General features: G+C 48.8%; 21 protein-coding genes and 1 pseudogene. 8 read left to right on the forward strand and 14 right to left on the reverse strand.

Going from position 1 to position 20,095, the window contains the following annotated elements; genetic code table 11:
• Nucleotides 1-214 precede the first annotated feature (214 nt).
• Both ACL9RM_RS14020 and ACL9RM_RS14025 read left to right on the forward strand, forming a co-directional pair.
• A pseudogene (locus ACL9RM_RS14020) lies at nucleotides 215-346 on the forward strand (putative RNA methyltransferase); the annotation flags it as partial.
• Between the two features lie 123 nt (nucleotides 347-469).
• The gene (locus ACL9RM_RS14025; protein ID WP_414126391.1) at nucleotides 470-1,084 is read left to right on the forward strand and encodes a methyltransferase domain-containing protein; all 615 of its coding nucleotides are present in this window, start codon (nucleotides 470-472) and stop codon (nucleotides 1,082-1,084) included.
• A 70-nt stretch (nucleotides 1,085-1,154) separates the two neighbouring features.
• Here the strand turns inward: ACL9RM_RS14025 and ACL9RM_RS14030 are convergent, their stop codons facing one another.
• The 3 genes from ACL9RM_RS14030 to ACL9RM_RS14040 all read right to left on the reverse strand — a co-directional run bounded on the left by ACL9RM_RS14030 (nucleotide 1,155) and on the right by ACL9RM_RS14040 (nucleotide 2,813).
• Entirely contained in the window at nucleotides 1,155-1,541 is a 387-nt protein-coding gene (locus ACL9RM_RS14030; protein ID WP_250268955.1) for a hypothetical protein, read from the reverse strand.
• A 155-nt stretch (nucleotides 1,542-1,696) separates the two neighbouring features.
• A complete protein-coding gene (locus ACL9RM_RS14035; RefSeq protein WP_013311697.1) occupies nucleotides 1,697-2,188 on the reverse strand; it encodes a hypothetical protein in 492 nt (163 codons plus the stop codon).
• A gap of 142 nt (nucleotides 2,189-2,330) precedes the next feature.
• The gene (locus ACL9RM_RS14040) at nucleotides 2,331-2,813 is read right to left on the reverse strand and encodes a hypothetical protein (protein WP_235308509.1); all 483 of its coding nucleotides are present in this window, start codon (nucleotides 2,811-2,813) and stop codon (nucleotides 2,331-2,333) included.
• 492 nt (nucleotides 2,814-3,305) lie between these two features.
• Between ACL9RM_RS14040 and ACL9RM_RS14045 the strand changes: the two genes are divergently transcribed.
• From ACL9RM_RS14045 to ACL9RM_RS14055, 3 genes are all read left to right on the forward strand, one after another.
• Nucleotides 3,306-3,566, forward strand: coding sequence for a hypothetical protein (locus ACL9RM_RS14045; protein WP_023990050.1), 261 nt, complete (start codon nucleotides 3,306-3,308; stop codon nucleotides 3,564-3,566).
• Nucleotides 3,563-3,964 (forward strand): retropepsin-like aspartic protease, encoded by a 402-nt coding sequence (locus tag ACL9RM_RS14050; RefSeq protein WP_250266555.1) that lies wholly within the window; start codon nucleotides 3,563-3,565, stop codon nucleotides 3,962-3,964. Before ACL9RM_RS14045 ends, ACL9RM_RS14050 begins: the two co-directional genes overlap by 4 nt.
• A 128-nt stretch (nucleotides 3,965-4,092) precedes the next feature.
• Nucleotides 4,093-4,341 carry a hypothetical protein gene (locus ACL9RM_RS14055; RefSeq protein ID WP_250266556.1) on the forward strand — a complete coding sequence of 83 codons (249 nt, stop codon included), beginning with the start codon at nucleotides 4,093-4,095 and terminating at the stop codon, nucleotides 4,339-4,341.
• Between the two features lie 216 nt (nucleotides 4,342-4,557).
• Here ACL9RM_RS14055 and ACL9RM_RS14060 read toward each other — a convergent pair whose 3' ends face one another.
• Nucleotides 4,558-4,785 carry a helix-turn-helix domain-containing protein gene (locus tag ACL9RM_RS14060; protein ID WP_007431813.1) on the reverse strand — a complete coding sequence of 76 codons (228 nt, stop codon included), beginning with the start codon at nucleotides 4,783-4,785 and terminating at the stop codon, nucleotides 4,558-4,560.
• A 306-nt stretch (nucleotides 4,786-5,091) separates the two neighbouring features.
• Between ACL9RM_RS14060 and efeO the strand changes: the two genes are divergently transcribed.
• The 3 genes from efeO to ACL9RM_RS14075 are packed head-to-tail and all read left to right on the forward strand — an operon-like array spanning nucleotide 5,092 to nucleotide 9,181.
• Nucleotides 5,092-5,970 (forward strand): iron uptake system protein EfeO, encoded by an 879-nt coding sequence (gene efeO, locus ACL9RM_RS14065; RefSeq protein WP_025721876.1) that lies wholly within the window; start codon nucleotides 5,092-5,094, stop codon nucleotides 5,968-5,970.
• 4 nt (nucleotides 5,971-5,974) lie between these two features.
• Complete coding sequence (gene efeB / locus ACL9RM_RS14070) at nucleotides 5,975-7,339, forward strand: iron uptake transporter deferrochelatase/peroxidase subunit (protein ID WP_250266557.1); 1,365 nt, start codon at nucleotides 5,975-5,977, stop codon at nucleotides 7,337-7,339.
• A gap of 24 nt (nucleotides 7,340-7,363) precedes the next feature.
• Nucleotides 7,364-9,181, forward strand: coding sequence for an FTR1 family iron permease (locus tag ACL9RM_RS14075; RefSeq protein WP_250266558.1), 1,818 nt, complete (start codon nucleotides 7,364-7,366; stop codon nucleotides 9,179-9,181).
• A gap of 97 nt (nucleotides 9,182-9,278) precedes the next feature.
• On the opposite strand, the gene ACL9RM_RS14080 is transcribed toward ACL9RM_RS14075, so the two are convergent.
• The 10 genes from ACL9RM_RS14080 to ACL9RM_RS14125 form a co-directional block, all read right to left on the reverse strand.
• A complete protein-coding gene (locus ACL9RM_RS14080) occupies nucleotides 9,279-10,691 on the reverse strand; it encodes an alanine racemase (protein WP_250268956.1) in 1,413 nt (470 codons plus the stop codon).
• Nucleotides 10,692-10,774: 83 nt separating this feature from the next.
• The gene (locus ACL9RM_RS14085; protein WP_250266559.1) at nucleotides 10,775-11,863 is read right to left on the reverse strand and encodes a Gfo/Idh/MocA family protein; all 1,089 of its coding nucleotides are present in this window, start codon (nucleotides 11,861-11,863) and stop codon (nucleotides 10,775-10,777) included.
• On the reverse strand, nucleotides 11,860-13,020 hold the full coding sequence (locus ACL9RM_RS14090) for a UDP-glucuronosyltransferase (RefSeq protein ID WP_250266560.1): 1,161 nt from the start codon (nucleotides 13,018-13,020) through the stop codon (nucleotides 11,860-11,862). The genes ACL9RM_RS14085 and ACL9RM_RS14090 overlap by 4 nt, the downstream gene beginning before the upstream one ends.
• Nucleotides 13,021-13,037: 17 nt before the next feature.
• A complete protein-coding gene (locus tag ACL9RM_RS14095) occupies nucleotides 13,038-14,570 on the reverse strand; it encodes a hypothetical protein (RefSeq protein WP_250266561.1) in 1,533 nt (510 codons plus the stop codon).
• Nucleotides 14,571-14,619: 49 nt separating this feature from the next.
• Nucleotides 14,620-15,432: an ABC transporter permease gene (locus ACL9RM_RS14100; RefSeq protein ID WP_061828870.1), complete on the reverse strand. Its 813-nt coding sequence runs from the start codon at nucleotides 15,430-15,432 to the stop codon at nucleotides 14,620-14,622.
• Between the two features lies 1 nt (nucleotide 15,433).
• On the reverse strand, nucleotides 15,434-16,258 hold the full coding sequence (locus tag ACL9RM_RS14105; protein WP_237166303.1) for an ABC transporter permease: 825 nt from the start codon (nucleotides 16,256-16,258) through the stop codon (nucleotides 15,434-15,436).
• Entirely contained in the window at nucleotides 16,230-17,222 is a 993-nt protein-coding gene (locus tag ACL9RM_RS14110) for an ABC transporter ATP-binding protein (protein ID WP_250266562.1), read from the reverse strand. The genes ACL9RM_RS14105 and ACL9RM_RS14110 overlap by 29 nt, the downstream gene beginning before the upstream one ends.
• Before the next feature lie 63 nt (nucleotides 17,223-17,285).
• Complete coding sequence (locus tag ACL9RM_RS14115; protein WP_422759373.1) at nucleotides 17,286-18,416, reverse strand: hypothetical protein; 1,131 nt, start codon at nucleotides 18,414-18,416, stop codon at nucleotides 17,286-17,288.
• Nucleotides 18,409-18,654: an acyl carrier protein gene (locus ACL9RM_RS14120; RefSeq protein ID WP_250266564.1), complete on the reverse strand. Its 246-nt coding sequence runs from the start codon at nucleotides 18,652-18,654 to the stop codon at nucleotides 18,409-18,411. Before ACL9RM_RS14120 ends, ACL9RM_RS14115 begins: the two co-directional genes overlap by 8 nt.
• 17 nt (nucleotides 18,655-18,671) lie before the next feature.
• Nucleotides 18,672-20,048 carry a peptide ligase PGM1-related protein gene (locus ACL9RM_RS14125; RefSeq protein WP_250266565.1) on the reverse strand — a complete coding sequence of 459 codons (1,377 nt, stop codon included), beginning with the start codon at nucleotides 20,046-20,048 and terminating at the stop codon, nucleotides 18,672-18,674.
• Nucleotides 20,049-20,095: the final 47 nt, after the last annotated feature.

Raw genomic sequence — 20,095 nt, forward strand, 5'->3', positions numbered from 1 at the left:
ACAATAGAGAGGGCGAAAGCCCTTTCTATTTTTTTTGGAGGAGCGCTACATAATATGATTATTCAGTTTATTCGTTTACGGTAATGTGAGGTACAGTTCATGAAAACTCAACCATTTTCCGAAAGGGGTTGGGTCTATTTGGCTGTGCCTTTTTTCATTCACCAAATACGAATGAACGGGGTGCTTTTCTGTGTCCAAATGGAATAAACACGAGATGAAGGCTGGCCTGATTGGTAAGCATGAACATCTCTTTAGGTGTCCTCTATGCTCTCAACCGATGCGTATGGTGGAAGGTAAAAGCCTCCTATGTACGAGTCAGCATTGCTATGATCTTTCAAAATACGGGTATTTACATTTAGCCGCCCGGTCCTATAAGACCAAATATGATAAACAACTATTTTCCTCCAGAAGAATGATGTGCAATAGCGGATTTTTCGATCCCTTAAATGAAGCAATAAGCAGCACTATAATGAAATTTATGAAGCCGCTGTTTGATCAAAAATCACACCTTTACTTGCTCGATGCAGGTTGCGGGGAAGGCACTCATTTGAGCCACATTCAGGATAACCTGACTTGGAAGGGAATCACCGAGCTAACAAGCGTAGGTATGGATTTGTCTAAAGAAGGTATTGTGGCCGCAGCCAAAGAATATCCTCATCCCCTCTGGTGTGTTGCCGATCTGGCTCATTGTCCATTTTCAAATCAACAATTTGACGGTGTACTCAATATTTTATCCCCTTCTAATTATGCTGAATTTACAAGAATTCTTTCGGAGGACGGCTGCGTCCTGAAAGTTATTCCCGAACGATATTATCTTCGGGAATTGAGATGCTTGTATGAACAGAAAAAGAATAAGCCTGCTTATTCGAATGACAATATATTAAGCCGATTTAAAGATCATTTTAAACTTATATCCGCCGAACGGGTAACCTATCGTTTTATGTTAAATGCCGACCTCTTGAAACCTTTGCTCCATATGACTCCCTTATCGTGGGGAGCTACGGAAGCAGACTGGCAGCGAGTGCAGGAAATAAATTTACCGTATGTCACAGTAGATTTGCTCATCTTATGCGGTAAAAAATAGATACTAAAAAGCATTCACAGCATGGGATCATCCATACTTCGTGAATGCTTTTTTACGTTAGTTCCGTCGCTTAAGAAAAACGGGTGTAGCGCAACAGGTGAGCCAGCCGATTGAGCCGTTCTATCTCCCGATCCAACTCATGCAGCGGCTGTCCAGCCAAAGCAGCGTTTGCTCTCAGATCCCGTAGCGGGTTCATTTTTCGACCCATGAGTTTGAGAACCGTGGCCTTCCCCATGTTATTCACCACCACATATTGCGTTAGCGGGTCAAGCTCAATCCACAATACATGATGCTGTTGAAAAAACGATAATAGTTGCTCTTTTAACGCCTCCAGCTCTTCAATCTCACCTGTGATTTGCGGATGATGATGAAAAGCCACATAACCCATCACCCGCAGGTCACTTATGATTTGTTCCAAATGAAGCGTTTCGTTTATGTACACATTGTTTGTGCTCATGCGGTTTCTTGCACCATTCGTATGATCTTCCCGGATGACATTCACCACCTGACTATCGTTATATCAAGATTTATCTTTCCCCTTTTTCACTATAGCGCAATCGGCTTTGAAAAGTCAGGACGTACACAAACCTTGCGAACAAAAAAACAACCGGCTTATACGCCAGTTGTTTCCCGTTCCACAAAATACTTATTGGTCATATAATGGGCCTTGCCTCTGGAAGTATCCACCATTCCCTTTTTGTTGTCGAGAAAAACAATCTCCCGGCATTTGGTGCAGTACCACTTGGTCCGCTTAAAGGGAGATTCTGTTACATACGATGTACCACATTTGCAATCTACTTTAATTAAGGTTTCAGTTGATTTGTAAGCCTGGGACAACTCTTTTAGGCCAGTATCCGGCTGTTGAATCGGGATAATAACCTCCTGATAGCTTGAATACTGATTATGCACTTTAAAATCAGCCACCAGTTCCGCATGCAGTCCAAAGTACTCTTTGCCAATCTCGGTTACAAATTTCTTGCCGATTCTGTAACACTCAAGCCATTCCTGTATCTGTTGATTAGACAAAGGCACTGTGCCCTTGATACCACTATTTAATGTGTAAGTCATGATGTATAAAGTATCATCTTGTCTATGTCCGTACATGAGAAGCCTCCTTATAATACACTTGATAATGTACTACAAAGCGTAAAAAACATCAATTTTATTATTTGGCAAAAGACCTAATATCATTTTAGTAGGCACACAAGAGGTGTGAGTGTATAGTTAGAAAGCAACTGACAATCTGTCAGTTGCTTTGTCTTTCCACATAGTATTTGTTGGTCATGTACCATGCCTTTCCTTTATCTGTATCCACCATGCCCTTTTTACGATCCAGGAACACAATGTTATTACACTCCTTGCATGACCACTTGGTTCTTTTGTGCGGTGACTCTTCTATATAGGAAGCACCACATTTACATTCTACCTGAATTAATGTTTTATACTGACTGTACGCCTCTACCAGTGGGTCCAGTTCTACAGCTTTGCGTTCTATTACAGGCTGTATTATGGATATGTGTTCTCTCTGCTCCGAGTATTCATTATGTACCTTGAAATCTGCTACCAACTCAGGGTTTAAACCAAAATACTGTTTTCCCACAACCGTTACAAACTTGCTGCCAATTCGATATGCTTTGATCCATTCCTGCACCTGCTTACTGGTTAGGTCGACCGTTCCCTTTATACCGCTGTTCAGCGTATAAGTCATCAAGTGTTGGTTGGGTGTCATATGTCTTAACATTCACCTCCGATCAAGAATATACCACAGGTAGCTCTAGGCAAAAGCTACTTCCTACTACCTGAAGCAACGAGCTTTTTCTGCCTTGTGATTCTTCTTCAACACCTATATATAAAAGTATAACTCAAAACCTGATCCATCTTCCATCCTGTCGTCATGCTGAATACTGCTTTTGTAGGGATTTATATTCTTAGACTATCACCAGATGCATTTCTATCTTAGTATAACTTTGTGGTACAGTCTTATGTTTTGATTACTCCTGTTAGTTGCACTATGATCTCTAATGGTAGTTTCTTCCTTCTATATATAGTACATCATTTACACGCAAATTCCCACATATTTCAGCGGTTATTCTGTAAAACAAAAGCCTTCATCCTTTTTAAAAGGGTTACGGGACTGATCACATGGTAGAGGTTACTGCTTCCTTGCCGTCCCCCCGCTTATGTTATAATAAAATAAAGCAAAAAGAGCGAGGTGAAGTCGATGAAATGGGAAGAAATTGCCGAATCACATCCAAGGCGATTTGTGTTGGTTGAGGCTATAAAAGCCAGTTCCAATAATCGCGTGCGCAATCTTGAAGACATGGCGGTTATTCAGGATTACGATAACCCAAAAGATGCTTGGAGCGGGTATAAACATTTTCACAAACTGTATCCGTCACGCGAACTGTATGTGTTCCATACCAGTCGATCCGATGTCGAGGTTGTAGAAGAGTTTTTCTCAGGAGTACGGCAGCGTACATGAAGATTAACCTCCATAATGGTTTGCCAATTGTTTCCTTAACTTTGAGACATCACGACCAAACTGCTCTATTACCAAACGTATTGTTCGATACAGGGTGCGCTGCAACAGTGTTTGATACGGATTTACTTGCCCAAATCGGCATTCACATTGATTTCATTAACGGGAGAGCAAAGCGGATGTACGGGGTGGGCGGTACAAGTGAAATTTGCTACGAACAGGTAATTCCTCATCTAAAAATCGGTCATATTCAATTAGATACATTTCCAATTCAACTAAGCTCTATTCAAGACCCGTATGGATTTGATGGTATATTAGGCATTGATTTTATGCTAAAAACAAAATTAATTGTTGACTTTGATTTAATGAACATCCACTCCCCACTTTCACCTTTAAAATAATTCCAAGCAGGTGGATACATGTCTCTTCCTTTAAATCTGATTACCATCATGCTCAGCCCGTAGAAGTATTACTTATACCCTTGGTTTCTCCTGCGGGCTGAGCCTTTGCCCAAGGGAGCGTGATGGTAATGAAACCTAATCAAAAAAATCGTAATCGAGCTTATTTTAGGCACCACAGAAAACGTGTTATTCAGCGTAAAAAACGGCTTTCAGCACACCGGGTATGGGTCATCAAATTCGATGGTGTATTCTACAAAGGAAAAATCCATTGTTCCTGCTGGATGTGCAGTAATAAAACAAAACGACTGGGCTATCCCAAATCAGAGCTAGCAAGAATAGATAACTGCCAGGAACAGCTTCAGGATTATCGTTTCTAAACTAAAAAACGATCAAAACAAGCGAATGTCCATTGCTATGACACTCGCTTGTTTTACGTTTACAATAGATTTTCCAGCTTCTCTCCTCAATTTGAAATATAGAATAAACTTGCTAGGTTTGATCAGCTAACATACCACAAAACAAAAGCCTTCCCGACCACCCTTCACTGTCGAAGGATCATCGAGAAGACTTTGTACCCCGCAAGGAACGAGAGGTCAGATTTTTAATTCGCCAAGCCTGATTAATTCCACGACCGCCTGTGAACGACCTTTTACGTTCAGTTTCTGCATTACATTGGAAATATGGTTTCGGACCGTTTTTTCGCTAATGAATAGCTGTCCGGCGATGTCACGTGTTGTTTTGTCCTGCACGAGCAGTTCAAATACTTCACGTTCACGGTGAGTTAACAAAAACTTGTTTTTGTGGTCGTTACCCTTCGTCAATTTCACCCCTCCTTGCTCGGGTTTTGTGTGGTGTAACAAGGTTAAGGGATACAGTCAACACATTTTATGTCATGTGCTCAGGTATGGTTCAATATGCGGATAAAAATGGGCATAGGCACCTTACTAACTCCCTTCGATGGAGGGTTGGACTCTGCGTCTAATTTATGTATTGACAGGCATATGGGCCAGCCTTATGATAAGAAAAACCGCGACTGATAATCATTATCAAAATAAAAATTCGATATAGGTATCGCGCAACAGACTATGGTTCAAGGCCAGTTTGGCCAGAAAGGGTGTTCATTGATTATGAAACTACGTTATGCCGTACCGGCCGGAGTGCTGGTCTCTTCTATTCTGTTCGCAGGTTGCGGACAAACCGGAACTGCTACTCAGCAGCCTGCCGCGACGACCAAAGATGCAGGAGCAACAACACAGACAACGACTCCTGCCGCTTCTGCCCCCAATTTTGATCAAGCGGTAGCAGCTTACCGCACCTATGCCATCGAGCAATGCGATACGTTTGTGAAGAAGACAGAAGAATTCACGAACGCAGTCAAAGCTGGCGAGCTGGATAAAGCCAAGGCGCTGTATGCTCCTGCACGTATGTACTATGAACGGATTGAACCGATTGCAGAAGCGCTGGGTGATCTTGACCCGAATATTGATGCACGTGACGGTGATGTGGATGCAGCGGATTGGCGCGGCTTTCACCGGATTGAAAAAACATTATGGGAAGAAAACACAACCAAAGGAATGGACGAGTTTTCCGACCGACTGCTGAGTGATGCCAAGCTGCTGCGTGCCAAAGTAGAAACAGTTAATATTGACGCCAGCCTGATGGTAACGGGTGCAGTGGAGTTGCTGAATGAAGTATCCACCTCGAAGGTGACGGGTGAAGAGGAGCGATATTCTCATACGGATTTGTACGACTTTGCAGCCAATGTGGAGGGCGCACAAAAGATATATGACATTTTGAAAACAGATCTGAACCAAAAAGATGCGGCGTTGGAAAAACAAATTGGTGAGCGCTTTACGGCCTTACAGCAAGAGTTGGCTCCTTTTAAGGACGGAGAAGGCTATGTGTCGTATACAAAACTGAAACCGGAAGAAGTTAAAAAGTTGAGCCAAAACCTCGATGCCTTGGCAGAACCGTTGTCCCAAATGGGGAAATTGTTAGGAGTGTAATGATATGAAAGGCTTTAAGCGGCAAAAAGGGCAAGAAAAGCCGCAGTATGCGGAATCCCATAATGAACAGGCCGATCTGGTAAAAAAGGATGCGAAGCTAGTGGAAGATGAGCTGTCAGGAAAAAGCAAATCCGTATCACGCCGAGACCTATTGAAGCTGGCCGGGGTAGGTGGACTAGGCCTCCTGCTTGGCGGCGGGGGCGTGGGAGCCGTGCTGTCAGCCGGTCAACGTCTCGAAAGCATGATGACGGATGTGGATACCAAAGATGTAATCCCTTTTTACGGTAAGCATCAGGCAGGTATTGTGACTCCGGCGCAGGATTTCATCTGCTTCGCCGCTTTCGATCTAACAACCAGCGACAAGGAACAGGTGCGCAGCCTCTTCAAAGCCTGGACGGAAGCAAGCGCTACAATGACTTCTGGCGTGCTGCTTGGCAACGATAATGAAAATCTCAACCTCCCTCCTTCCGATACGGGCGAGGCGGCAGGATTGTCGCCATCCCGCACGACGATCACCTTTGGTGTGGGCCCATCCTTTTTTGATGGACGATACGGCCTGGCAGGGCTTAAACCTGCCGGGTTCCGTGAGCTGCCCCGTTTTCAAGGGGATGCCCTGGAGGAGCAATGGTGCGGTGGCGACATCGGAGTGCAGGTATGTGCCAATGACTTGCAGGTAGCTTTCCATGCCCTGCGTAATTTGGCACGTATCGCCAGAGGAACGGCGGTGCTTCGCTGGACGCAGGAAGGCTTCCAGCGAACAGCACAGGCTGATCCTGCGGGAAGCACACCACGCAATTTGCTGGGCTTCAAGGACGGTACAGGGAACCCCGACACCTCCAAGGCAGACGAGATGAATCGGCTGGTGTGGACACAGGCCAGTGACGGACCAGCATGGATGGGCGACGGCAGCTATATGGCTGTTCGCCGTGTACGCATGCGAGTAGAGGTGTGGGATCGCTCAACATTGGGCGACCAGGAGGATACTTTTGGACGTCATCGCAGCAGCGGGGCCCCACTCGGCAAGGTCAAGGAGTTCGACAAGCTTGATCTGGCGGCCAAAAATCCGGAAGGCAAGCCGGTTACACCTCCCACCTCTCATGTCGCTTTGGCTCATGGGGACGGGAGCATTAATATTTTACGGAGGTCTTATTCGTATTCAAGCGGATTGGACAAGCAAACAGGACAGCTGGATGCTGGGCTGCTGTTCATCAGCTACCAGCGTGATCTGTTCAAGCAGTTCGTTCATATTCAGGAGAAGCTTGCACGCAATGACAAGCTGAACGAATACATTGTACACAAAGGCAGTGCGGTGTTCGCCTGCTTCCCAGGTGTATCGCAAGGCGGCTACATCGGGGATACGTTATTTTAACAGCAGGCAAGGAAGGGGATTTATATGAATCGGCGCAATAAAAGCTTGGGATGGGTGTTTGTGCTGGTGGCAGCTCTGCTGCTGACCGTAGCTCCGTTCATTTCCGGGTCGGTCGCTTTTGCACAAACAGATGCCAAAGCTGTCACCAATGATCAGCTAATGCCTGTAGTGGGCGGAGCACTAGTGGAGGCGGGACAAGCCCAATGGACGGAAGCCTCCAAGGATCTGAAAGAATTCCGCACGCTGTGGGAGGCCGCCAAAACAAATGGCGGAGATTCAGCTCACATCGCGGCTGTAGATCAAGCACTCACCGATGCGGAACAAACACTCGCCAGTGGTGGCGGGGAACCAGCGAAAGCTGCCTTATCCGTGCTGGCGCGCTCGGTCAATGAGTACGTCACTGCTGCCGAAGGGGACAAACCAGCCCCGGCTGGAGCCAAAGCAGCGGAAAAACTGCTTCCCATGGCGAAGGGCAGTCTGGCCGCCATGCAAAAAGGCGATTGGGCTGCTGCCCGGGTGGATTACGATCGAATCGTCAAAGACTGGTATCAGGTAGAAACACCGATTCGTTTGGACAATTTCCCGGTATACAGTTCGCTCGAAACTAAAATCAGTCTCATCCGCATCTCCATGCAAGCTGAGCCCATTCGCCAAGAACAGGCTCTCAAGGAAATGCAGGAATTAACGACTCTGCTGTCTGATTATAGTCAGGGTAAATCTATGAACACAGGTCAAGGAACGAATGCAGGCAATACGATTGCCGGAACGGCGAATGGTTCGGTAGCTTCCCTAGGCGATGCAGTCACCTTGCTCGAATCCGCACGCCAAGATGCTGTAGCTAATCAATCAGAGCAAGCGGCTGACAAGGTAGTGCAGTTTATCGCTCTGTGGCCTTCTGTCGAAGGACATGTACAAATTGCCGATCCGACGTCTTACACTGCAATTGAAAATGAAATGACCGAGACTTCAGGATATCTGCTGTCTTCTCCACCGAATACGGACAAAGCCATTCAGACTCTTGATCAGATGCTGGACAGACTCCGTCCGTTGACGGAAGAACGTTCTTACACTGCGTGGGATGCTGCGCTGATTTTGCTGCGTGAGGGCCTGGAGGCCATCCTCGTGCTCGCAGCTCTGCTGGCGTATGCCAAAAAAAGCGGCGAAGCCGTGGCTGGACGGTGGATATGGGCAGGAGCCGGAACGGGGCTGGTGCTGAGCGGAATTCTGGCAGTACTGTTCACCACACTGGTGGCAGCTGCCGCATCAGGCAGCATGCGTGAGTTGCTGGAGGGTGTCACCGGGCTGGTGGCGGTCGTGCTGATGCTGACCGTTGGTAGCTGGCTGCATAGCAAATCTAATGCTGCCGCGTGGAACCGCTTTGTGGAAAACAGCGTGGGCAACGCGCTGGCACGGGGAAGTCTGTGGTCGCTATTTGCGGTTTCTGCGCTCGCAATTCTGCGTGAAGGAGCCGAGACAGCTATCTTTTATGTCGGTATGGCTCCAGCCATCGAAACCTCGCAATTGCTGCTCGGCATTAGCTCGGCGACGGTTGTTCTAGTCATTCTGGCGTTTGCGATCATTAAGTTCAGTGTACGATTGCCGATTCGTGCCTTTTTCCTGACTGCGACTGTACTGATTTACTATCTCGTATTCCGATTTCTGGGCGAAAGTATTCATTCGCTTCAGGTGGCTGGCAAGCTTCCGGGGCACACTGCCTCCTCGCTTCCGTCCATTAGCTGGCTGGGAATGTATCCAACTTGGGAAACCTTTGTCCCACAAATCGCTGTACTGATCTTTATGGTATGGCAGCTTGTGCGTCAAGAAATGCACAGCTCCAAGTAACAATGAAGTCGATACTACCCTACTCATCATGTAAAAAACGCCAAATCACAGGTCCGATTTGTATCGGTTCCCATGAGTTTGGCGTTTTTTTACATACTTACAACGCATCCTCAGGCAACGGAATCATGCGCTGATGATGCAGCAGGTCTGTGCGGTCACCGTGTTCACGAATGACATGCACCTCCCCACGAAAATCGAGCAGCTCCGCCGGGGTAGCATGTCCCAGAAATTGTAGTGGACTATAGCTTAATCCATAGGCACCTGCATTCGGAAAGGCAATATAATCGCCCTCGTGAATCGGAGGAAGCTGCGCTTTTTTCACAATACAATCCTCGGGTGTACAAAGCGGACCAACAATACTTACCGTTTCAAGCTCCAAGGATGCTTCCTCCGGAGGCCCCCCTATTCGGCTTGCGACCTCTTCTAATGATTGTTCGACAGTAACAGCCGTTTGAGCAGAAGCATCTCTCTGCCCCATCCGTAGGGTTGCTTCCACTTCTCGTTCTTTGGGTTCTTTCGATTCTCCCGCTTGCCTGCGCATAATTCGCACCGGGTAGTTGTCCCTAATACGGCGTCCTCGAAAAGTAGCTGCGGCGTAGTGATTCATGCCACCATCAGCCACGACAAACTTCTCTCCCTTGGATTCCTTTGTATACAATGCTCGGCAGACATACATGCCCGATTGAGCAACCAGATACCTGCCGCTTTCGATGATTAGCTTAACCCCGGGCATGCGGGTTCGGGTCTGCTCCGCGAGTGCGTTCAGTCCGTCAATGACGTGATCCATATTAAGTGGTTGCTCATGAGCAAAATAAGGTACACCAAACCCGCCGCCCAAATTGACCGTATGCATTGCCACACCATACTGAGCCTGTACCCGTTCTGCCAGCTGCAGCGTATTCGCAAATGAAGCTAAAATCTGATCCGATTTCAACATTTGCGTACCTGTATATACCTGAATACCTTGAAAATGGACGTGTGGGCAATCTTCCAGCACCTTAAAAAAGTGATCCAGCTGCCCTTCATCCACTCCAAAGGGGCGCGGAACACCACCCATTTTAATCGTTGCTCCAGACAGATCGTTATCGGGATTGATGCGAACCGCTGCCCTAACAAGCTGGCCCGCTTGGGCAGCAATGTCCTCCAACAGACGCAGCTCCCTCACCGATTCGACATGAATACAGCCGATTCCATAGGCTATCGCCTCGTTCAGCTCAGCTACTGTTTTTCCCGGTCCGGCGTACAGCACGTCTTCCGCAACATACCCGGCCTCCATAGCGACGAACATTTCTCCAGCAGAAGCAATCTCAACACCACAACCTAACGAACGCAGCAATCCAGCCAAGGCTACGTTACCATTAGCCTTGAGTGCATAATGTACACGCACGGCCGGGTGCAATCGGGATAGCAACGAGCTGACGTGGGCATGTAGCGCGTCTCCGTCATAATAGTAAAATGGCGTCGGATGCTCGCCGAAACGCTCCAGTAAGGCTTCGTCCTTTTTATCCATCACCTGAGTTCTCCTCCTCTCTATGCCTTGATACTCAGTATTTTGCATCATTCGCTTCCCTCCGCTCGAATACACAATCATACTCATACTGCATAAGTCGTCTCGCCCGAGCGTGCTGCTTCATGAATGGCTGCCAGCAGTCTGACGCGTTCAGCAGCCTCGCGAAATGGAATGGGCTCCGCTTCTCCCCGGATGATGCTACAAAAGGTATTCAACTGATTGACATAATAGTTCATAGGCTCGAAAACCGTTTTGGTATGCGAAGATGTCTGTGATAACCCAGGCAGTGCGTCCACATCTGTTATATTCGGCATGATATCCTTCTTTATTTCCGTCCTGAGTGTTATTTTATAAAAACCTAAATTTGCCCGAAAGCAGTCCTTCAAGGTGACTACTGCCGAATCAAAGGTCAGTACATGAGCACAGCGATAAGGGCGCTCAAATGAAAAGAGGGCAGATGCCTCCAATCCACTCGGATAACGGGCTTGCGCACGAAATGTCCAGTCACAGCCATGAGGACCATCGAAATCCGATTGACTGTGGAATTCCGCCTGCTCTAATCCAACGACGGCTTGAAGCAGCTGGAGCCAGTACACGCCCAGATCCCAAAAGCATCCCCCACCCTGCTCTGGACGAGATCTGTAATTGTCCGCATGTCCTTCTTTTGCCGGAATGCATAGACTCGTCTCTATGGAGCGTAAGCGACCATAACGCCCCGATTCTACGATCCTCCGTAGTTCATGCTGCCAAGGATGGTGCTGCACCATGACTCCCTCCAGCAGGTAAGCCCTACTCTGTTCGACTGTTGCTGCCAAGGGAGCCAGATCAGCCGTATTCAGGCATAACGGTTTTTCCACCAGCACATGCTTATGAGCCCGTAGTGCTTTGTCAATCCACTCGGCATGTAAGTCGTTGCTGAGCGCAATATATACAGCATCGATCTCCGGGTCCTTTAGCATATCCTCAGCATGCCGATAAACGACACTGACGCCAAAACGATCTGCCATTTCTCCTGCCTTGGCAACCGTGCGGTTCGCAAGCGCGGTCACGCGTGCCCCTGCAACATGTCGGATCGGTTCCAGCAACGCACGGGGAGCAATGGCAGAACAGCCAATGATCCCAAAGCGAATATCTCGCATCGCAGGCTCTTGCGCAGCCGCCGCAGCGTTCATAATCCCTGCTCCATTCCCGATGCTCTTGCCTGCATTTGTATGCTATTCACATACGACTCTATATAACGCGGCGTCCGACTGCGCAGCTCTACGATCCTCCGATGCATATCCTCTAGTATCTGAGCACTACCACTATAGGTTTCAATCCACGTCTCGTAGCGCATACCTAATCCCAAACGTTCCCACAGATCCGCATTATGCTTCTCATGCACACCAAATGGCTCCAGCATAATGAGTGGAGTGGCCGTAGCGAACGAGTCGGTTAGGCTGCCACCACCTGGCTTGCTGACAATGGCCTGGACACGACATGCTTGGTCCAGCATGCTATGGTAATCCGGTCCGACCTGATACACTGTCTTCTCGCCCTTTTTTACCTCTCCGAAAGGCGGAAATGTATGCTCCCCGGCTTCATTACGCTGCCATGTCCTCCACTGCGGGTCCATCTGAAAATAGCGTATACTGTCCCGCTGTTCATCCGGTTGATCCTGATCATACAACAGCAGATCCAGCTCCCAGCCCGCTTCTTCCAACCTTCCAACCTTGTCACGATATGTGCCCATCCCCCAACCGCCGCCATGTACGAATAAGCGGGATTGCCGTGCTTCAAACGGTACATACTCCACGGCCGGCACATCAATATAGTGGCTGACTCTATTCTTATCATTTTCAAAAAAGGTCATTTCTCCACAGCCCTCCGCAAAACGCGGGTTATGCTTGGCTAGATTTTTCCAGGAAGGAGAAGGTGTCGAATCCATGTACACGATGTCCACATGCACCGACTCCGGTTCTCTGCGCTTACGATACTCCTCCAGTACATACATCCAATGACCGGATAAGCATATAAAATACCGCCGATCCTCCTCCATCCATTGGTTCAGCAGCACTTCCATCGCAGCGAGATCCAGTGAATTACGCATATCCTGCGGAACCTTTTGTGACATTAAGGCCACCGCAAAATTGTCATGGTAAGCTTTGCGGCTTTTGTCGACCTTGAGACGAGCCGATTCTGGCAGCACATTTTCAAATACATGAATCGCCGTATCCACGCCCAGCCTGCGAAGACCCGCTTGCAACAACAAGCCAGGGGTATAAAAGCCCAATCCGAAACCGGAACACAAAATCGTTACCTTCATAAGCTTATCCGTACTCTTACGCATGCTCATACGCCTCCCGTTTAATTCAGCACTGTAAAATGATGCTCTGCCAAAAAACGCTCCAGCTTTGTAGTCAATCGCATTTTATCCTCATCGCTCGCAGCAACCAGCTCTAAATAAAGACGCCCCTTACCTCGTGCCCGTTCGCTTCCAGCAGTTTCTTTGTTACCATTCAAGTCCAGCTTAGCCATGCCGTTCCCTTCTGATCCGCCATCGCTGGCCCCAATCCCGCTCACACGAACCTGCTTGGCAGGCGATCTGCCTCCGCGCCCGGTTGCATTTCTGCTTGGCGTGCTTGTATGGCCTACAATCTTGTTCTCGCCATCTCGTCCACCTGTGTTCACATATAATGTATTGGCACCCAGAGGCATGACACCTTCTTCACGTTCACCTGTGAACAGCAATCCTTCACCTTTCAGCCCTTCCAGCAGTTCTTCATAGGATAGACTGCCATCATGGGACAGTGAATAATTCGTCAGCGTGCCACGCATATTTTTCCCGGCCAGAAAGGTATCGAGCTGATGCTTGATCAAACTCATCGACTTTCTAGCATTAATTTCGATAATAGGCTCCAGCTTCCCACCACGAAGTGTCATGGAATCAATGCATACATCGCCGTAATAACCATCCTGATACAATTGCCGTCCCACATCCTGCATTAAGCTAAAATAGCCCTCGCGCTCCAGCCGCTCTAAAAAAGCCCCGTCCGGCGACAAGGATTCCCGATAAGAGAATTGAGTATTAGCCAGCCATTGTACAGATAGGATATCGACACTTCCATCATCACCAATCGTAAATTGGCATGAAAAATCCCGCTCTTTCTCCTGAAAAGGCTCCAAAAGGAAAAGCACCTGTTTGCCTTTACGCTCCTGTCCACGCAAATACGATACGATCCGGTCCAGCATTTGTGTCGAGGTAATGTGCAGGTTCCCTTTGCCCGATACACCAAAATCATCCTTGATTAAAAAGCTTCCATCCCGCAGCAGCTTACGCCCCGCCTCAGCGACATCTGCAAACGAAGTCACGATATAGCCCGGGTTGCGCAGACCGAGACTGCGTTTCAGATCAGAGGAATACGTTTTGGCATTTACCTTGCGAATCGTTTCCAGCGGTGGCTGATGCAGTGTTATCCCCCAAGCACGTGCAGCCTCCTCCACATGCGGTAAACCCGCAAACGGGCTAAGCACACAGCCTTCCAGTTGAGGAAACCCCTCTCCAGCATCGGCCTTACGACTGCCCAGCAGTTCAAATACTGAAGCGGCCGATACGTTGCCTGCACGCTCCATGCCGTCGGTCAAATCTCGTTCGTTGACAGCCGGATGAAAGCCCAACTGCGCGATATACTGACGATGTACAGGCGAAATAGCATAACGGGTCAATAACGCATCTCCTGGCTGGCAAAAGCTGAACAGCAGTTCATCCATGGCTGCTACAATCGCAGAAGAAGCCCGGTCAGGCAGGGCTGGCAGGGAAGCTAACTGGGCATCCCGCCAGTAAGCCTCCGCTTCGAACGTTCCCATATACAAATGACGCTGATTCGGTATCGCATTCATATGATTTGCTTCCTTTCCTGCTTCATTATTGGCCCGCTACACGGTAGCACTACTGGCTCGCGCTCGTATAATCACGTAGAGCAAACTGCCATATCAGGCGGATGATCGCCAGCAGCCAGAGAGGTGCGAGAAATGCCCATACCACCAACCCGGTATCCATTTTGCCGAGAATGAACATGGGCGGAAAATTACAAATGACAAACACTGGAAGCACGAACAAACCGATACGCTGAATCAGATTACTGTACACGGCCATCGGCACATAGTTTGTCTCGAAAATGCTGTTGGACAGCTCCGTAACGCCGTTCGTGCGGATAATCCAGAAGGCCAGCAGTTGGGGGAGCAAAAATACGGAGTATGCCGTAAGCACTCCGCATCCGAGCAGCACAGAGAACCCTCCTGCGGTTTCAAAATTAAATGGCAATCCGAGTCGATACCAGCCGATCCCTGTCATAATTCCGCCGCCAATTACATTCGGCACGGTATAGCCTAGTTCAAATTGACGCAGTGTCACCATAAATTGCAGTGATACGGGTTTGGTCATGAGCACATCCAGTGAGCCGGTACGAATTTTGTCAGGCAGGCTTGTAAAATTACTGTAGAACAATCCACTATAAAATCCGCTCATCATCGTAAACACGCCGATATATAACAATATGGCGTCAGGAGACCAGCCGTTAATGTCCGTCCCGGCGCGGTATGGAACCGATGCGTACAGCAGCTTGATAAGCAAATAAGCCGTTTCAACCAGAAAAGCAGTTATAAAATTAATGCGGTATTCCATCTGCGACATGACGGAAAACTGGACAAACTTCCAGTACAGTCTGATGTAGCGCCTAACGTTTCGGAAAACATTTTTCATGTTAACCCCCCACCGAGACAAAGCGTTTGACCCCGGCTTGCCACACCCAGCGTGATACGGCCGCCAGCACTACAATCCAGAGCCATTGCACGCCAATGCCTTTAGCGGCTTCCAGCAAAGTCAGCTTGCCCGTTAACGCATTCACCGGAAAAAATACGGTGTAGCTGAACGGCAGCAGACTGAACAGACGGGCCAAAACATCTCCAAAAATCGTCAGCGGAAACACGGTACCGCTAGCTACGTAAATGACAAGCGACAGCGTATAAAATAGCCCCGCCGATTCCGTCACCCAAAAGGCTATGCCGCTCAGCGCATAATAGACCACAAAATTAAGCACAAGCGCTCCCGGCAACGCCAATATGTAAAGCAAGATGTACGATAGCCCGAAGCTGATTTGTCCTTCCAGGCTAAGACATAACAGCAAAATAGCAGCCGCCAGCAGCACGACCGCGGACTGTATGACTTTGCCTCCGATAAACCGGCAAAAACGGTAAGCGAAATAATGCACAGGCTGTACCATGAATTTTGCCAGTCCACCTTCCTTGATATCTGTAGCAATTTCGTATTCAAAGCCCGTAGCAATCAGTTTTCCAGTTACTCCCGCCATGACCACATACACCAGCATTTCTGGCAGAGAATAGCCCAACACTCTTGCTTGTCCCGAAGAACCGAATACAGCTAGCCAGAGAAAAATTTGCGTCATGATCGGCAGCATAAATCCCGCCATTTGGAGCCAATAATTAGCCCGATACTCCATTTCGTTTTGCATGCCAAGCTGGAGTACCTTCACATATTTGTTATTTCGCATCGGCCAGCCTGCCCCCATCGTACAAATTGGCTATCCCCTCTTCCAGCGGGACGTCCTCAATCGTAAAATCAACGACAGGCAGTGCGTCCAAAATCTTTTTGGACCAAGCCAAGGTATCTTCTACATCCAGCTCAAATACCGCCTCCAGCTCCGAGTTGGAGCGAAGTTTGCCGAGGCTCGCCAATGTTAGGTTGGATACGGGGATCTCCAGTCGAACCTTAAGTAATTTACGGGCACCGATGACCTCATTCACCTTGTGTAAGTCTCCGTCATAGACCAATCTGCCCCCGCTGATAATGATGGATCTACCGCACAAATCCTCAATATCCTTCATATAGTGGCTTGTCAGCAGGATGGTCGTCCGGTGCGTGCGGTTATAGGCTTTGAAAAACTCTCGAATCCGCCGCTGAGAAACAAGGTCCAGTCCGATAGTCGGCTCATCCAGCAAAATGACCCGTGGACGATGCAGCAGCGCGGCGATTAGTTCCATTTTCATACGCTCGCCGAGAGACAGCCGCCGAACCTGCACATGAAGCTGTTCCTCCACCCCAAGCAGGGTGACCAGTTCATCCAGCGCCTCTTTGTAACGGTTTTCATCAATTTCATAGATAAGCTTGTTCAGCTCGAATGACTCGCTTGCAGGCAAATCCCACCAGAGCTGGTTTTTCTGTCCCATTACAATGGAAAACTGACGTTTAAACTCTTTTTGTCGTTTCCACGGGGTAAAGCCGAGTACTGATGCCTCCCCGTCCGTGGGATGGAGAATGCCAGACAGCATTTTGAGCGTCGTTGTTTTGCCCGCTCCATTTGGACCGAGAAATCCGACAATTTCGCCTTCCTCAATGCTAAAGCTGACATTTTGTACAGCCTCTTTGGTCAGCTGCTCACGCTTGAACAAGTTTTGTAACGATTTGCGCACGCCCGGCTCCTTTTTGTAGTACGTAAATGTTTTCGACAATTGGTTTAATGTAATGGACGGCAATCAATTCCCCTCCTCTTTCCTCTGTGCAGGACACCTGTGTCTGATAAGGCCGAGTGCTCTGAACTACTCGGCTGCTTGCTCTGCTAAAATCATCAGTTCCTCCAGCATATGCCGCTGTCTTTCAATTAAATGCAAAGCTCGTTCCGTAATCTCAGGCATCCGATGCTTGCGCAGTTGAAGCCCTGTTTTGTAAATATGCAGATTAAGCTTGTGCCAATCCGCGTACAGCCCCTGTGCCAATTCAATTACATGCTGTGTTTGTGGCCCCAGCGTGGCTTGATGCAGCAGGCAATAATCAGCTGTATAATCCGTCAAATGAAGGGCACTGCCCAATCGCAGATTGTAATAGATTTCATGACAGTACGTCCGAAAATCCTGATCCTCCATGTCTGTCAACAGACGGAAGTCACCGACAAATGCCCGGTACCCCTCATCTCCCCGCTTGACCTGCTTGCCTGTTACAGCTTTCCCCGTTTGACTTTCCGACTCATTAGACGTAGGTACGCCTCTCCAGATGGCTTCGTGTCCAGTCAAATACTGTCGAATATGATGAGCACACGCAGCATGCATCTCACTTGGCGAAAGCGGGGCAGGCTGCTCCACCAGCCATGCATACTCAATAATGCCCTGCATCAGATCGTCGAGCCGGGCTGAGCCCACATAAGTCATGGCATGTCCCGAGGAATCGAGCAGAAAGCTATCATTCACCTGTGCTGTCCGTTCTTGCAAGTCCAACCCGCACAACTCAATCACGTGGCCCCTTGGGTAATTTTTCACATATACATCGTGATAGGTTAAAGCGGTGCTCGACGTATGCAGCATGGTACCGTAGCCCGATGTGAGTACCCGCAACAGGTCGGTTTCATCGCTGACACCTGCGACCCACGGTTCCACCCGAATAACAGGTCCGCCACTGGCTGCCATTTCTTGAAGCTGCTCTGGATATTTCTCAGGTCCGAAGCGCTTCAAATCTCCACCATACTCTGCGCACATACTCCCACACAGCATGAATAGCTCGGATTCGGCCATGTTCACCCCGTACCTCCGCAATGAAGTACGCAGGGAAGAATATACACAATGTTTCCCTGGAAGAGCGTTTGCCACTTCTTCTGCACCATAGTCCACAATGGAATCATGACGAGTCTCCATATCGGATCCCTGCATCAACCTTGTCTTTTCGGCGCCCTTATGCATATTTGCCCAGCAGACGCTCAATGCCTTGCAGTGTAGATAGATGCTCCAGCACTAGATCGTCGTCCTCCATCGTAATATCAAGCTCATTTTCCAACTCTACAATTAATTCCACAGCGGATAAGGAATTCAGCCCCAAGGTTCGCAGATCCTGATCTGGAGTCAACTGTTCCAGCTCTCCCGGAGTCAGCTTCAAAATCTTTTCCAGCAAGGGTACTACATGGTATACATCTGTTTTCATTTTTGATTCCCTCCAATTTATGAGCATCCTAATCCAGCAATGATACCTTCCAATTTGTGCGCATACGCATCAGCTTCCTGCCAGCTGTCTGCCAAAATAAGTGTGAAAATTCGGTTCACATAGCCCCGCTTCACAGGGATACCAGACAATGTACCCGCCGTATACACAAACACCCCTTCTGGACGTTCGGGCGTATAGAGCAAGCCTTCCTCTGCGAGCAACCCGCACAAGCGGCTGTAGGTGAGAGGTGTAGCAGTAACGTTGCGGTAATAACGGGATAATGTTTTATGCTGTTCTCCCAGGACGGATGACAGGAATGAAATATAGGTAGATAACGTAAACCTACCGTTAATCTCAATGACTGGAACCAGCAAACCTTCTTCGTCAACAAAACCGTCAATAGAGGCCATTCCTGTGTACCCAATGGAATAGAGATACGTACCCAGCTGATAGGCGCAACGTCTCACTTCTTCCTCCAGCGCATCACCAATCTCAGCCGGCACTTGAGATCCGATATATACGGTGCCATCCACGTTTTGTCTTTTTAGCGAAAACATCGTCACACCACCGCCCTCGTCAATACAGAGCTGGTAGTTCAGATCCATCTGCTTATTGTGCCAGCGCTCCACCAACCAGCCGCCGGAAGATGGCGACGAGCCGCCAAAGCGCCTCATCACACTCAGCAGCGTGTCCAGCTTGGACAGCTCGTCCAGCATATACATGCCTTGTCCCGAGGCACCGTGCGGCTGCTTGATAATCAGCTTCACAGGTCCATCCGATAAGTCAGCCAGTCTGGCACACTCCCTGCGGATCGCCGATTCGTCTGCACATACAGCGCCTTCGCTGACAGCAAAACCAAGCTTTTGCGCGGTCAGGCGGCTGAATATTTTATCATTCACCTGAGCACTGACCGCGGATGGAGCGCCGATCAGCTCCAGCCCGCAAAGCTCCGCGATCGCTTCCTCCTGCGGTGTGACCGCATAGGGGACGAGCCACGCTTTGGCTCCGCCGCTGCTGTGGCCTGCATCTGCAACCGTACGCAGTCGTGCCAAAAGCGCCTCATCCGCCAGCACCAGCTCTGAGATCGGCGTTAGCGGATCAGAAGGCTCCGGCACCTCAATACGCGGCAGGCTAAAGCCCAACCGTTGAAGCATGTCCAGAAACGCCTCATCCGGCTGTTCCCGAAGTACAATGACATCCTGACTTCGACATAGCAGGAGATTCATTTCCTCCATCCGGTTTACGACTTGCTGTTCATCCCGGTCTACCATGCCCCCCTTGCGGGGGGATGGATGCCACACTTGCTCTGCGCCGATATTAAACAGCCAAATCAGGACTCCATGGTCTCGTTCATGCGCAAGCGCTTCCACAAGGTTAATCGTTTTAGTCGTCACGTCTTGTCATCATCCCTCTCTCTTCCATCCAGTAACAAACAACATCC

Source organism: Paenibacillus sp. S29, assembly GCF_049319765.1.
GTDB lineage: Bacteria > Bacillota > Bacilli > Paenibacillales > Paenibacillaceae > Paenibacillus > Paenibacillus polymyxa_B.

Bases quoted from the DNA above. Each gene is read 5' to 3' on its own strand.
- ACL9RM_RS14025 (WP_414126391.1), top strand. From the start codon at position 470: ATGAAATTTATGAAGCCGCTGTTTGATCAAAAATCACACCTTTACTTG.
- ACL9RM_RS14030 (WP_250268955.1), bottom strand. From the start codon at position 1,541: ATGAGCACAAACAATGTGTACATAAACGAAACGCTTCATTTGGAACAA.
- ACL9RM_RS14035 (WP_013311697.1), bottom strand. From the start codon at position 2,188: ATGTACGGACATAGACAAGATGATACTTTATACATCATGACTTACACA.
- ACL9RM_RS14040 (WP_235308509.1), bottom strand. From the start codon at position 2,813: ATGACACCCAACCAACACTTGATGACTTATACGCTGAACAGCGGTATA.
- ACL9RM_RS14045 (WP_023990050.1), top strand. From the start codon at position 3,306: ATGAAATGGGAAGAAATTGCCGAATCACATCCAAGGCGATTTGTGTTG.
- ACL9RM_RS14050 (WP_250266555.1), top strand. From the start codon at position 3,563: ATGAAGATTAACCTCCATAATGGTTTGCCAATTGTTTCCTTAACTTTG.
- ACL9RM_RS14055 (WP_250266556.1), top strand. From the start codon at position 4,093: ATGAAACCTAATCAAAAAAATCGTAATCGAGCTTATTTTAGGCACCAC.
- efeO (WP_025721876.1), top strand. From the start codon at position 5,092: ATGAAACTACGTTATGCCGTACCGGCCGGAGTGCTGGTCTCTTCTATT.
- efeB (WP_250266557.1), top strand. From the start codon at position 5,975: ATGAAAGGCTTTAAGCGGCAAAAAGGGCAAGAAAAGCCGCAGTATGCG.
- ACL9RM_RS14075 (WP_250266558.1), top strand. From the start codon at position 7,364: ATGAATCGGCGCAATAAAAGCTTGGGATGGGTGTTTGTGCTGGTGGCA.
- ACL9RM_RS14080 (WP_250268956.1), bottom strand. From the start codon at position 10,691: ATGGATAAAAAGGACGAAGCCTTACTGGAGCGTTTCGGCGAGCATCCG.
- ACL9RM_RS14085 (WP_250266559.1), bottom strand. From the start codon at position 11,863: ATGAACGCTGCGGCGGCTGCGCAAGAGCCTGCGATGCGAGATATTCGC.
- ACL9RM_RS14090 (WP_250266560.1), bottom strand. From the start codon at position 13,020: ATGCGTAAGAGTACGGATAAGCTTATGAAGGTAACGATTTTGTGTTCC.
- ACL9RM_RS14095 (WP_250266561.1), bottom strand. From the start codon at position 14,570: ATGAATGCGATACCGAATCAGCGTCATTTGTATATGGGAACGTTCGAA.
- ACL9RM_RS14100 (WP_061828870.1), bottom strand. From the start codon at position 15,432: ATGAAAAATGTTTTCCGAAACGTTAGGCGCTACATCAGACTGTACTGG.
- ACL9RM_RS14105 (WP_237166303.1), bottom strand. From the start codon at position 16,258: ATGGGGGCAGGCTGGCCGATGCGAAATAACAAATATGTGAAGGTACTC.
- ACL9RM_RS14115 (WP_422759373.1), bottom strand. From the start codon at position 18,416: ATGCATAAGGGCGCCGAAAAGACAAGGTTGATGCAGGGATCCGATATG.
- ACL9RM_RS14120 (WP_250266564.1), bottom strand. From the start codon at position 18,654: ATGAAAACAGATGTATACCATGTAGTACCCTTGCTGGAAAAGATTTTG.